Below are 13,075 nucleotides of genomic sequence, written 5' to 3'. Positions count from 1 at the left end.
GAGAGATGACGAACTAACCTTTGACCGCGCCCGCGGTGACGCCGCGCACGTAGTAGCGCTGCAGGAAAAGAAACAGTATCAGCACGGGCAGCACCGAGATGACGAGCGAAGCCTGTTGCAGTGAAAAGGTGCGCTCGTCGGTGAAGGCCTGGCGCATAAGAAAGATGCCGACGGGCACGGTCTGCAGCTTGGGCGCGATACGCGTGGCGGTCATGGACCAGATGACCTCGTTCCACTGATAGATAAAGACAAAGATGCTGAGCGTAGCGAGTGCTGTTTTGGCCAGCGGCAAGACGATGGTGAAAAAGATGCGGAGCTCGCCGGCGCCGTCGACGCGCGCGGCGTCGAGCAGCTCGTCGGGGATAGAGACCATGAACTGCCGCATCATGAAGATGCCGTACCAGGAGACGGCGAAGGGCAGGATAAGGCCGGCGTAGCTGCCGAGGAAGCCCGCGCCGCCTTGGCCGAGGATGCTGTTGCCGCCTGCGAGGGGCCAGAAGCGCAGGATGAAAAACATGGGGATGAGGAAGAGAAAGAACGGAAACATTTGCGCGCCGAGGATGCAGCGCAGGATGAGGTCGCGGCCGCGGAAGTGGAACTTTGCAAGAGCATAGCCGGCGGCGGAGCTGGTGATGAGCTGGATGAGCGTGATGGATGTGGTGACTACGATGGAGTTGGTCATCCACTGCGTCATGGGCAGGTCGTGAAAGACGTGCGCGAAGTTCTGCCACTGCGGATGCGCGGGGAGGTAGACGGGCGGACGCGCGAGCCGCTCGGGGATGGTGCGGAGCGAGCCAAGCAGCATGTCAACGAACGGCACGATCATGATGACCGCACCAAGACCAAGGAAGAGATACTTGAGGATGCCGCTGGTTGCGCGCGGGCGGCGACGGCCGCGTGCTGCGGTTGCAGCGAGTGCGTGCGGGCTGACTCCAACATCTTCGCCGGAGAAGATTGCGACCTGTGCGGGTGTGCTCATGCGTAGCTTTCGAGACCTCCCTTGCGAAGGAGCCGGAGCTGGAGCATGGTGATGGCGAAAATGAGCAGGAACAGGATGAACGCGGCTGCGGAGGCGCGGCCGAGGCGCAGGTCGGTGAAGGCCATCTGGTACATGTAGAGGGCCGTGACAGTCGTGCTTTGCGCAGGTCCGCCCTCGGTGAGGACGAGCATCAGCGGAAAGGAGCTGAGAGAGATGATCAGGTCCGTCGTCATGACGAAGAGCAGCGTGGGCCGGAGCAGCGGCAGGGCGACGCGTGTGAAGAGTTGAATGGCGTTGGCACCGTCGATGCGGGCGGCCTCAAAGGTGCTTTCGTCGAGACTTTCGAGACCGGCAGAGAGCAGGAGCATGTTGCTGCCGAGCGTCATCCAGACAAAAACCAGAACGACGGAAAGCATGGCGATATGCGGGTTGCTGAGCCAGCCGGGTCCGGGCAGGTGCAGCAGATCGAGCAGGTGATTGACTAGACCGGTTGGACCGTCGAGCAAGAACTTCCATTCAAAGGCGACGGCGACGACGTTGGTCGCCATGGGCAGCCAAAAGATCGTGCGCCAGAAAGCTTTGAAGCGGCTCTTGGAGATGGTGTACGCGACGAGCAGCGACAGAGGGATGGCGAGCGAGAGTGAGCCGACCGCGAAGACCAGCGTGTTCCGCATGGTGGTCAGGAAGAACGGGTCGCGCGTGAGCAGGTAGGCGAAGTTGTGCAGGCCGGTGAAGTGGTGTGGGGCGAAGGCCTGAAAATTGCTGAAGGCTAGGGTGAGCGCGAGGGCGAGCGGCAGCAAAAAGAAGATGGCTGCGTACAGCAGCGCGGGGCTGAGGAAGAGGTAAGGAGCAAGTTGCGAGAGGTGGCGTTGTTTCATGGGTCGCGCTCACTCCTGTTCCTGCAGAATCGTGCGGATGCCCGCGTCGAGTTGGCGAAGCGCGGTATCCGCGGGAACGACGCCGAGCATGGCGCGCTCGAGATATTTGCTGGTCAGAGCTTCGATTTCGTTCGCGTGCGGGATGCTGGGCTGCGGCAGGGCGCGTCCGGAGTTGAGCGCGTCTACAAACGGCCGCATGAACGGAGTATTGAGTTCAGCGGTGGAGGCGGCGAGGTCCTGCCGGTTGCCGGTGAGGCCACCGAGCGCCATAAGCATGTTGCCAACGCAGGAGCGGCCACCGGGCTGCTGCGTGGTGTTGAGCCATTGCAGCAGTGCCCATGCCTCGGCGGCATGCGGCGAGTTGGCATCGACGGACCAGAAGAAGCCGTACTGCACAGTGCGCCAGTCGGGGCCGGCCGGGATGGGAGCGACCGCGACGGTTTCGTCGAACCGCTTTTCAAAACCCTGGTGCAGCGGACGGTTGAACCAGTTGGGCACGATCATCATGCCAAGCGCGCCGCTGGGAAACTGGTAAGGCACGGTGCCCCACACCGCGCCGCGTGATTGGAAGAGTTCGACTTCGGTTTGCAATGCGCCGCGGGCAGCGGGGCCTGTCAGGTTCGTTGACTTCTGGTCCGCTGCGAGCAGCGTTGTGCCGTTGGAGTAAAGCAGGGTGAGGAACGGCGCAACAATCTGGTTTTGCGATGAGCCGACGGTGAACCCGGAGACGATGAGTTGACCCTGGCGGTTCGCTTTCGAGATCTTTGCGGCATCGCTGATCCACTCGCCGGTGGTGGTTGGTGGGTGGGTGATGCCGTTGCGTGCGAAGAGCAGCTTGTTGTAGACGAGCATGTAGACGTCGGTTTCGGACGGGATGCCCCAGAGCCTGCCGTTGCTGGTGATCGCTGCGGTGGTGTTGGAAAGGTAGCCCTGCTGGACGTAGTTCGTGACACTGGCAGGTGGCTGCGCGAGCGCGCCGCTGTCGACCAGTTGCCTGGTCCACGTGGTCGATAGGTTGTAGATGTCCGGCGGCTTGCCGCCCATGCGCGAGAGGAAGAGCGACTGTAGCAGATCGCGGAAAGAAAGCTGCCGGTGCACGATGGCGATGTCTGGGTGAAGCTGCTCATACTGCCGCAGACACGGCGTGAGCGGCGCACGCTGGTCGTCGGTGTAGTGCGTTGCGATGGTGAGGGTAATGCGCTGAGCCGCGAGCGGGGCCGCATGAATGGCCGCGCAACCGGCGCAGAGACAGGCGGCGGCACATGTGGCCGGGCCGAACCTCGTCCTGAGCTTACGTAGCCTCATCGCCTGCTTCCTTGTGGATAGTTTCGAGATTCTTGCACACGTATGAGCGTTTATGCAACCGCTTTCTTACACGAGTTTGCTTCTTCACGGGCGACGCGCGAACGCACGGCAACGCTGAAGCTGTGCCGTCCGAAACGGTCCGGTCGGTAGCTCTGTGGAGCGGCATTACGCATTCGAAGGAACGATCGCTTGCCCGCTCCGGAAAGCAAGCAGATCTTTCGTTTCCCGCGCAAGATAAGCGATTCAAGGTGTGGCGGCCGCTTCGGATGCAGTAGACGCGGCGGCGGCGTTGATGGCGTCCTTTGGAATGCCGCCGCGCAGAACCTCGAGCGCGTTGTGTGCGGCGCGGACGGCAGCGCCGGTCTTGCCCCCGATGGTGAGGCCCGCCTGGTGCGGCGTGAGAACGACATTATCGAGCGCGAAGAGGGGTGAATCGAACAGCGGTTCGGTCTCGAAGACATCAATTCCGGCACCAGCGATCCGACCGTTTTGAAGGGCGTCAATAAGGGCGGCTTCATCGATGAGTTCGCCACGCGCGATGTTGACCAGGTAGGCGGAGGGTTTCATGAGGGCGAGTTCACGGGCGCCGATCATGTGGCGTGTGTGCTCGTTCAGTGCGGCGAAGAGGCAGACGATGTCTGCCTGCTGTAGAACCTGGTCCAGCGACGCGTACTCGAAGCCGAGCTGTTGCGCCAGCGCGCTGTCGTGCGTGCGCGTGTAGACGAGGATGCGCGTGCCGAACGCGCGGGCGCGCACGACGAATGCCTGCGCGATCTGGCCGAGGCCGATGACGCCGACTGTGGAACCGACGACGTCCATGCTGGTCTGCGTGCGCTCGACCCAGAGACCGGCGCGGATGGCCTGGTCGCCGCGACGGATCTGGCGAACGACGTCGAGCATGAGTCCCATGGCGAACTCTGCGCACTGCTCGGCGTTAACACCTTTCACGTTGGTGACGAGGATGCCGCGCTCCGAAGCGGCGGCGAGGTCCACATTGTCGGAGCCGGAGGTGTGCAGCGCGATCACACGCAGATTGGGCGCGAGAGCGAGCGCGGCGGCGTCGATGCCCATGACGCGGCCCATCACGATCGCATCCGCTTCTTGCAGCGCCTGTTTTTCAGCGCCGGGAAGATCGTTCCATGGCGTGAGCGCGTGCACGTAGGTGATGTGGTGGCCGGATGCGTTCAGGCTCTCGACAGCTTTAGGAAGCGTGTGGAGGCTGTCGGAGATAACCAGGATGCGGGACGGCTTGGAAGCTTCATTCATGCGGCACCGATGCGATTGCCTTCCGCGTTGAAGATGTGACCGAGGCCGGGTAGCGGCTTCAGGTGAAGGGGTTGGCCGATCTTCAGTTCCATGCGCTCGCGAATGAGCGCCGTGAGGCGCCCAGCTGCTGATTCGAAGATCACAATAGTTTCGGAGCCGGTCGGTTCCACGACCGCCACAGTGCCGGCAATGCTGCCCGCCGTACCGGGCGCAACCGCCTGCAGATGCTCAGGACGGACGCCGAAGGTGGTGGGGCCGCTCGCCTGCTGTGGCATCGTCAGCAAGATGTTTGGACCGTGCTGCAGTTGCAGCGTAGTTTCGGCTACATGCGCCGGCACAAAATTCATTACGGGCGCGCCGATGAAACCGGCGACGAACTGGTTGGCGGGCCGGTCGTACAATTCCATGGGCGTGCCAATCTGCTCCACGCTGCCGTTGCGCAGGACGACAATGCGCGAGGCCATGGTCATGGCTTCAACCTGGTCGTGCGTGACGTAAATGATGGTGGTTTTGAGACGCTGGTGCAGTTCCTTAATCTCGGTGCGCATGGTGATGCGCAGCTTGGCGTCGAGGTTTGAGAGAGGCTCGTCGAAGAGAAAGACCTGTGGGTTGCGCACGATCGCGCGGCCCATGGCGACGCGCTGACGCTGGCCGCCGGAAAGCTGGCGTGGGTAGCGGTCGAGAAGTTCGGTGAGACCGAGCGTTTCCGCGATGGCATTAACTTTGCTTGCGATCTCCGCCTTCTTCATGCCCTTGAGCTTCAGGGAAAACGCCATGTTCTCGGCCACGGTCAGGTGCGGGTAGAGCGCATAGCTCTGGAAGACCATGGCGATATCCCGATCCTTCGCAGGCACATCATTGACCACGCGCGGGCCAATGCAGATTTCGCCAGAGGTGATCTCTTCCAGGCCGGCGATCATGCGCAGCAGCGTGCTTTTGCCGCAGCCGGAAGGGCCGACGAGGACAACAAATTCGCCGTCGCGGATGTCGATGTCGACACCCTTGATGATGCGCGTCGTCCCATGCGTTTTGTGCACACCGGCGATGCGAACTTCAGCCATGGACCCCCGTAGATCGCCAATGCCTACAACACACGGCAAGTGTGAGTAGGCGCGGGTTGCCGGGAGCGTTCAACACGCCAACACCGCGACGATAGTGACGGCGCCTCCCTGCTCCACGGTAAGCACCGGATGTTCGCGTGGGCTGAGCGCGACGGTATCCCAGCTTGCCAGGTTCAGCGCGTTTGCTTTGCTGTCTTGGAGAGTCGCGACCTTGGCTGCGGGAGTTCCCTGGACGTGCACGACAACCTCGCACGCCACGTCAGCGGGGTTGACCATTTGCAAGGTTACGTCAGCGCCAGAGGGTGCGACGCTTAGAACTTTTAAGCGGAGTCGCTCGGCGTGCGAGTTGTCTCCAAAAAGTGTGTTGACGGGGCCAGGAGAACCTGGCGTGTTGGCGCGGAAGACAGCAGGCTCGCGTACTTCGGAGGGCGTTGCGCGGGCGTAGAAGACGTCGGCGTCTGTGTGTGGTGTCATGCGATAGACGGAGTGCGGCGGCAGGTAGGCGACAAAGGGATCATCTTCGTTGGCGAAGCCTGGCGCCGATAACGTGAAAGTGCCGAAGCGGTCTACCGCTTCATCGCTGTAACCGATCTTCATCTCCACCGAACCGGCAGTGACGATCACGAATACTTCATCCTGCTCGGCATGCCCGTTGATCACCGTACCCGCTTCAAACTGATAAAGACGCAGCGAGCGAAGTTTGGTGAAACCCAACTCCGCGCCATCCAGATTCACGGGTTTGCGCACGAGCCCGGGTACGCCGGGAACTTCGTAGCGCGTCTCGTGATCGGGCTTGACCAGCTTCACCGAACGTCTCCGGCGAACTGCGGAAGGTGCTGCTTGTGCGCGGCGATCAGGTCCTTGGCGAGCGCGACCGCGAGGTCCGGGTCGGTGACGGAGCCGTCCGTAAGCAGCGCCTCAACGAAGAGGTCGAAGCTGCCGGTGAGTGCGGCGTCGACGGTGACTTCGATGGCGGCAATCTTTGCAAGCAGCTTGGCCGTGAGCGCGGGTGGCAACGCCTCCGAGCCGAGTGGCGTGTAACCCGCGGCGCCAGCGGCGGCGGGCATCTCGAGCACGGCCTCATACGGCAGGCCAGGCACGGTACCGTGGTTAGGCATGTTGACGGAGAAGATATCGCGCTGGTCGCGGAGCAGCGACTGCATCATCTGCATGAGCTGTTCGGATTCGCCGGGAACATTTTCAAAGTACGAGGCGGGCAGCGGGTCACTGGAGTGGGCGACGGCCATCATCTCGTCAAACCAGGTATCGCCCAGCGCGATGCGTCCGTCGATGGAGAAGCGGTCGACGCCAAGCGTGCCGCCGTAGTATTTGCCACCGGGAAATCGCTCGGGAAAGAACTCGGTGATGTGGCGATCGAGCGCGACCGGGAAGACGCCGTAGCGGTCGAAGATGTCCCACGCGAGCGGATCGTCGGAGTAGCGCGGGGCGCGGCCCGTGATGCCGTTAGGCCACTCGGTCTTTTCACGAATCTCCTTGTCGAACGTTCCGCGCTGTTCGTCAAGCTTCGCGCGCATGAGCGGCATCGCATCCTTGCCGCCGGTGGTGATGTGCGTGAGCAGGGTGAGGTGGTTGAGCCCGTAGCCGTAGCTCTTGATGCTGTTCTCATCGACGCCGAGGAAGCGGGCGATGACGCCCTCAACGTAGTGAACCCCATGGCACAGGCCGATCACGGGCACGCCGGTTTGCTTGCGGATGGCACGGCAGACCGCGGTCATGGGATTGGAGTAGTTGAGAAAGTAGGCGTCGGGGCAAAGCTCCGCGACATCGTTGGCAATCGCGATCATCTGCGGGATCATGCGCATGGCGCGCGAAATCCCGCCGGGCATCATGGTGTCGCCGACCGGCTGAAAGATGCCGTGCCTGCGCGGGACCTGCACGTCCTGGTCCCAGCCGCGGCGGCCGCCGACGGCGATGGTGGTCACAACAAAATGTGCGCCGGGAAGAACGTCGCGCCGGTTCACGGTCGAGGTGACGGGAAAGGTGACGTTCTTAAGCGCGAGCATCTTGCGCACGAGCTTGTCGACCGCGTCGAGAGTGACAGGGTCGATGTCGACGAGGCCGAGCTCCCACTGATCGATTTCGCCGCTCAGGATGATGTCGGCAACAAGACGCTGGGTGAAAACGGTGCTGCCGGCACCAATGAGGACAAGCTTTTTGCGGTCGCTCATGAGGAACTCCGTAAGTAATCTCCGCGATGATGACACAAGACGAGAATGCTATGCAAACGCTTGCAAATAAGGGGAACAAGCATCACGTTCATCCTTTCAAATCTCAATTCCGTGAGATCCCGCGACGAATCGGTTGCTCTGATTGCCCGCTCAGAGGGCATTGGTGACGATGCTGTCATACGCGCGGGATACACCTTTTCATGAGTGAAGCTGAAACGGCTTGACGATGCGCGTGACCTGGCCATCCGGGCTAGGGTCATCCGGGTCAACGCCGGACTGCAGGCTGCTGGCATAGGCAAAGAGTTGCGCGAAAACGATCTCAAACGGTATGCGAAGATGGTCCGGCAGCATTGGCGCGACGGACGGAACAAACCAGTCATGTGGCCAGGACTGCACGGAGTTCCGTCCGATGAGTGCGAACTTGCCGAGACCGCGGTTGCAGAATTCCCGCACAAAATCTTCTTCATAGCGCAGCTTGTGCGGATCGTTGGAGGTGAAGCATAGGACTGGCGTGTTCTGCCGCAACGCGCTGGCCGGCCCGTGGCGAAGGCCGAGAAAACTTTCCGCGATGCCGAGCCGCTCGCCGCCGGTCAATTCGAGCGTCTTGAGCGCGGCCTCAACGGCCAGGCCCTGCATGCCAGAGGCAAGCACCACGAATCGCTCAGACGCCTGGGCCGCCACGGCCTGTGCGACGCCGTACATGTCGGCCACGCGCTCCGCTACATTGCGGCAAATCGCGGGCAGGTGTGGAGCAATTTCGTCATGGTTCAGAATCAGCATGCCCGCAAGCGTCAGGTTCGAGAACGAGGCAGTCATGGCAAGGCTGCGATCGTTGGTCTCCGGGCTGAGCGCAAGCACGTCCACGCCCTCCAGACGGGCGAGCTTGCCGTCAGCGTTGCAGGTGATCGCCAGATGGCCGACTGCCGGAAACATCGCTTGCATGCGGCGAACCACGCCGACACTTTCTGGGCTGTCGCCAGAACGAGCGAGCGAGATGAGTATGCCGCCGTCCGCGAACCCGGGAGCAGCGGTCTCCATTTCCTTCTCCGAAAAAAGCATGAGATCGGTTGTCGCCATGGCGCGGGCGCCAGGCCAGGCACCCGCAATGGCCTGTCCCGCGTAGGCGGAAGTACCAGCCCCTGTAAGAACGGCCGGCTTGTTACGGAAGTGGCGGCCCGGCAGGAATGCCTGAACTCGCTCGAGTGTATCCAGCCACAGCCTGGGCTGCTGTGCGATCTCCGTGGCCAGCAGGCTGTTCTCTGGGTAAGAGGTCTGCGTCAGTTGAGACATGAACGATCCTTATTCAAAATGATGCGCACACGCGCGCAGAGAATTTGCGCGTACCAGCAGAAAACGCGGTGCATGGAACGCTTCCTCAGGATAGGCCGGAACCGTGCGCGCACAAGGTCCGGCCGCATCGCTAAAAGTAGAATTTGCCCGCGAACTGAATCTGCCGGTTGCCATTCGTACCGTCACGCAACGTCGTGATCTGGCCGAAGGTGGTCAGGTTGGAAAGACTGGTTGCGGTGGGGTTAGCGAAGTTAGGCGTGTTGGCCACGTTAAAAGCTTCGGCACGCAGCTGCACGTAGACACGCTCGGTAACGTTGAAGTTCTTGAACAACGAAAAATCCGCGCGGACATAGGAAGGACCGTGGTACTGCGAGGGGCCGCCGCCAAGCGGAGCGTAGCTGCTCTGCCCGTTTGCCGTGGCAACTGGAGCGTTGCTGAAGGCAGCGGGATTGAGGAAGTTTCTTACGGTGTAGCCGGACGGATTTGCGGCCTGCGTGTAGCGGTTCACGCCGTGGTTGACGAACACAAAGCAGCCGAAAGTGGTGGTCGTCGTGATGGAGCAGCGGATCGTTCCCGGCTGTCCGTCCTCCGCGGTAAAGATCAGGTTCGTGCTCCAACCACCCAGCGCGGCATCCAGGCCACGGCTCAGGTGATTGCCATAGGCGCGACCGCGGCCGTATGGCACGTCGTACGTGCCGCTGACGTGAACGACGCGTGGAATGTCATAGTCGCACGCGCCGTAGTCGCCGGAGATGCCGAAGCCGGGCAGCGTTGCGGCGCGGAAGGAGCCTATCGCCGTGGCGTTCAGGAAGTCGCGGCCATTTGTCATGCACTTGGAATAGGTGAAGTTAGCCAGAAGGCTGAGGCCCATGGCGTAGCGGCGCTCATACGTCGTTTGCAAGCTGTTGTAGCTGCCACTCGCTTCAAAGCTGGTGTAGTTGCCGCCCGACGCGAAGTCTGGGTAGGGCGAAAAAGCGAGCGTGTTTTGGCCGGGCATCAGGATCTGGCTGGGTCGGTTCGGTGCGATGTACACGCCCAGGTGGCGCGTAGTCGTGCCCACATAGCCGACTTGAATCGATTGGTTCTGCGAGAGTTGGTACTGCAGAGTCAGGTTGTAGTTCTGGTTGTACGGCGTGCGAATTTTGTAGTCCTCGCCCTGCACCGAAACACCCGACGCGGAGATGAGCGAGGGATTCACGCTGATGTTGGACAAACCGCTCGCAAGTGAGCTGTTGCCGCCGTTTGGAAAGTTGACCGGCGAGTTCGGCGTCTGCGACTGGTAGCTGAGTGCGAACTGGAACGGGAAGTCGCCAAAAGTGTACTGCGACGAGTTCTCAAAGCCGCCGTAGAAGATGCCGTAGCCCGCGCGCGCCACAAAGCGCGGCGTGACCTGGTAGGCGAAGCCCACACGCGGCGAAAAGTTCAGGTGTTGCACAGTCTGCAGACCTGGCTGGCTGGTGCACTGAATCGTGACCTTGTCCTTCGCGGCAGCGGCGTAGAAGGCAGCGGAAAGCGGTGTGCTGCAGGTCTTCTGTGCGAAGAGGAAGGTTGCGCCATTGCTGCCGGGCTGGAAGTTGGTCTGCCGCCCATTGCGCTCGACCAGCGGGCCGAAGCTGTCGTAGCGAAGGCCAAGATTCAGCGTCAGGTTTGGTGTAGCCTTCCACTCGTCCTGCACGTACGCTCCGCTGTAATTGCGCTTCATGTCGGTGGTGGCGATGTTGGACAGCTGCGCGCTATCGAAGCCGCCCAGGTTGTTGCCACCGCCCACGCTGGAGTTTGTGGGTGCGAGCACCAACTGCGCCAGGCCGGTGTTGCCGCCGGTCTGCGTCGGCACGTCGGTGAACTGGCCGTTGAATGTGAGATTGCCGCGGGATGCAATCGGCTGCAGCACGGAGAAGCGCAGCCGCTCATAGGTGTAGCCCCATTTCACGGTGTGGTGGCCGTGCGTCTTGGTCGCGTCGTCAGAGAACTGCACCACGGTGCTGTACTCCACAGACGGCAGATAACCGGCGCCGCCGAGCGGCGTCAGGTTCGACACGGTCAGGCGTGGCAGACCACCGTTGTTCGGTGACTGCGGTACGCCGCCGATGCCGTACTGCGCCGGGATGCCCTGCGTTGTTGCATTGGCCTGCAGGCGTGACGACTCTAACCGGTTCACGCCGATGCGCGCTTCATTGATGAAGGTCGGCGTAAACGTGTGCGTCTCATTCAGCACACCGTGATAGGTGGTGGAGTTGGTCAGCCCGTTGTTGAACCCGCCGCCGTCTGCCACTCCCGTGAATGGTGGAGGAAGGTACACCGGATTTTTCAGGTAGCTGAAGCGGGCAAACGCAGAATCTTTCTGCGTGAAGTACTGGTCGAGCCGCACGTCGGTTGAATCGGAGTTGTTAGAACCCTGAACGTTGTTGACGTAGTTCCCGTTAAAGCCCGCTTTGTTCGGCAGAGGAAACAGGGAGGCCAGCTTGACGCCGTTCGCGTCGAGCCGGCCAGTCGGAATGACGTTGCCGTTGAACGGTGTGCGCGTGTAGCCGACCTGCGTTCCGGATGCCCTGGATCCACAGGCGATCGTGATGCCGGTCACTGCGTCAGGAACGCCGCAGATCACCGCGCGCGTGGTCGCCGGATCGAAGATGGTGCCCACCGGAAATCGGCGGCCGAGCCCATCGGTGTACGTGGCACCCCTGCCCTGGGCGATCAGATCGGCGAAGTTGGTATAGCCGCTGTTGGCCTGCGCCGCCGTGGGTACGGTGCTGGTCAACGTTTGTGCCTGCGTATTGCGCTGGCCCTGGTAGTCGCCAAAAACGAATGTGTGGTCCCGACGGATCGGGCCGCCAATGGTTGCGCCGAACTGGTTTTGGCTGAAGTGGCCTTTGGTGGTGGCGAAGTAGTTGTTCGCGTCGAGTGCGTCGTTGCGAACGAACTCCCAGGCGCTGCCATGAATGGAGTTGGTTCCAGACTTCGTGGTCGCGTTCAAGACAGCGCCGGCCGAACGGCCGATCTCCGCCGAGTAGTTGCTGGTCTGGATCTTGAACTCCTGGATGGCATCCGGCGGCGGCAGCACGGCGTAGGCGGTGCCGTTCAGGAAGTCGACCAGGTTGCTGTTATTGTCGATGCCGTCAAGCAGGTAGTTGTTCTGCGCGGGGCGAGCGCCATTGGCTGCGAAACTGCCGGTCGCGCCCAGGCCGCGTGAATCGTTCTGGTTCTGATTGACGCCAGCGGAAAGCTGGGCAAGAAACGTGAAGTTACGGCCGTTCAGGGGCAGGTCGACGATTTTCTTCGCATCCACAACCTGGCCTACCGAGGCGTCCTGTGTCTGCAACTGCGGTGCGTCGCCGGTCACCAGAACGGTCTCGCTGGCCTGCCCCGGCGTGAGCGCCGCATCCACCAGCACGCGCTGCTGCACGGCCACGGTGACGTCTTTGTGTTCAAAGCGGCTGAAGCCGGAGCTTTCAACCGAGATGGTGTACGTGCCGATCTTGACCGGACTGAAGGTGTACTCGCCCGAGGAGTTCGTGTTTGTGCTGACGACGCGGCCGGAGTCCTGGCTGGTAAGCGTGACGCGGCTATTCGGAATCAGCGCGCCAGAGGCGTCGCGCACCACGCCCACCACGGCGCCTGAGTCCACCTGGCCGAGTACAGGCCGCGACAAAATCAGAGCAACAAGCAGAACGCAAAGCCAGAGAACACATCGTGTTGCTGCGGAGAACCTTTCCTTCAGCCCTGCGGACATGGTGACTGCCTCCCCTGAGAAGAAACATCAAGGCCCATCGCAACATGCTCACAAATTGAGAAAACGTCTGACCTTCCCAAGCTTCAGGAAAATCAGCCAGAACATCTTCACGGTGATGCGACGCGCCAGGATTTCCGGTGTTGAGGACAGACACTAAACCGGTCATTCATTTTATGCAAGCGGTTTCTGAAAGCAGTTGCAGAAAAGTTCACGAAGCCGGTTTACGGCTCGCCTTCAGCGTGAATGCGTTGACTTTGGTCCGTCTCCCGGCGATACTCCTGCCTACCCCTTTGGGTTTTGCAACAAGGGAAAAACACTCACAGCAGCAGCGTAGGCGCGGCTTTGCTTCACAGCCCGAGCAAGCAAGGCTTCTCTCC

General features: G+C 61.5%; 9 protein-coding genes. All 9 read right to left on the bottom strand.

What is annotated here, in order from left to right; translation table 11 throughout:
- Nucleotides 1–13: 13 nt before the first annotated feature.
- On the bottom strand, nt 14–979 hold the full coding sequence (locus ACOFKT_RS17765; protein WP_419805322.1) for a carbohydrate ABC transporter permease: 966 nt from the start codon (nt 977–979) through the stop codon (nt 14–16).
- Complete coding sequence (locus ACOFKT_RS17760) at nt 976–1,857, bottom strand: carbohydrate ABC transporter permease (protein WP_419805321.1); 882 nt, start codon at nt 1,855–1,857, stop codon at nt 976–978. The genes ACOFKT_RS17765 and ACOFKT_RS17760 overlap by 4 nt, the downstream gene beginning before the upstream one ends.
- A 9-nt stretch (nt 1,858–1,866) precedes the next feature.
- Nucleotides 1,867–3,162 (bottom strand): ABC transporter substrate-binding protein, encoded by a 1,296-nt coding sequence (locus ACOFKT_RS17755; RefSeq protein WP_419805320.1) that lies wholly within the window; start codon nt 3,160–3,162, stop codon nt 1,867–1,869.
- A 243-nt stretch (nt 3,163–3,405) separates the two neighbouring features.
- On the bottom strand, nt 3,406–4,428 hold the full coding sequence (locus ACOFKT_RS17750; RefSeq protein ID WP_419805319.1) for a 2-hydroxyacid dehydrogenase: 1,023 nt from the start codon (nt 4,426–4,428) through the stop codon (nt 3,406–3,408).
- Nucleotides 4,425–5,489 carry an ABC transporter ATP-binding protein gene (locus ACOFKT_RS17745; RefSeq protein ID WP_419805318.1) on the bottom strand — a complete coding sequence of 355 codons (1,065 nt, stop codon included), beginning with the start codon at nt 5,487–5,489 and terminating at the stop codon, nt 4,425–4,427. The genes ACOFKT_RS17750 and ACOFKT_RS17745 overlap by 4 nt, the downstream gene beginning before the upstream one ends.
- A 69-nt stretch (nt 5,490–5,558) precedes the next feature.
- Nucleotides 5,559–6,296 (bottom strand): 5-deoxy-glucuronate isomerase, encoded by a 738-nt coding sequence (locus ACOFKT_RS17740; RefSeq protein ID WP_419805317.1) that lies wholly within the window; start codon nt 6,294–6,296, stop codon nt 5,559–5,561.
- The gene (locus ACOFKT_RS17735) at nt 6,293–7,678 is read right to left on the bottom strand and encodes a hypothetical protein (protein ID WP_419805316.1); all 1,386 of its coding nucleotides are present in this window, start codon (nt 7,676–7,678) and stop codon (nt 6,293–6,295) included. Before ACOFKT_RS17735 ends, ACOFKT_RS17740 begins: the two co-directional genes overlap by 4 nt.
- Before the next feature lie 198 nt (nt 7,679–7,876).
- Nucleotides 7,877–8,968, bottom strand: a complete 1,092-nt coding sequence (locus tag ACOFKT_RS17730) for an SIS domain-containing protein (protein ID WP_419805315.1) — start codon at nt 8,966–8,968, stop codon at nt 7,877–7,879.
- Between the two features lie 130 nt (nt 8,969–9,098).
- Entirely contained in the window at nt 9,099–12,617 is a 3,519-nt protein-coding gene (locus ACOFKT_RS17725) for a carboxypeptidase regulatory-like domain-containing protein (RefSeq protein WP_419805314.1), read from the bottom strand.
- Nucleotides 12,618–13,075 lie beyond the last annotated feature (458 nt).

It is taken from the genome of Terriglobus sp. (assembly GCF_965201105.1).
Lineage (GTDB): Bacteria > Acidobacteriota > Terriglobia > Terriglobales > Acidobacteriaceae > Terriglobus.
This window is presented reverse-complemented; position numbering and strand designations above follow the sequence as displayed.

Bases quoted from the DNA above. Each gene is read 5' to 3' on its own strand.
- ACOFKT_RS17765 (WP_419805322.1), bottom strand. From the start codon at position 979: ATGAGCACACCCGCACAGGTCGCAATCTTCTCCGGCGAAGATGTTGGA.
- ACOFKT_RS17760 (WP_419805321.1), bottom strand. From the start codon at position 1,857: ATGAAACAACGCCACCTCTCGCAACTTGCTCCTTACCTCTTCCTCAGC.
- ACOFKT_RS17755 (WP_419805320.1), bottom strand. From the start codon at position 3,162: ATGAGGCTACGTAAGCTCAGGACGAGGTTCGGCCCGGCCACATGTGCC.
- ACOFKT_RS17750 (WP_419805319.1), bottom strand. From the start codon at position 4,428: ATGAATGAAGCTTCCAAGCCGTCCCGCATCCTGGTTATCTCCGACAGC.
- ACOFKT_RS17745 (WP_419805318.1), bottom strand. From the start codon at position 5,489: ATGGCTGAAGTTCGCATCGCCGGTGTGCACAAAACGCATGGGACGACG.
- ACOFKT_RS17735 (WP_419805316.1), bottom strand. From the start codon at position 7,678: ATGAGCGACCGCAAAAAGCTTGTCCTCATTGGTGCCGGCAGCACCGTT.
- ACOFKT_RS17730 (WP_419805315.1), bottom strand. From the start codon at position 8,968: ATGTCTCAACTGACGCAGACCTCTTACCCAGAGAACAGCCTGCTGGCC.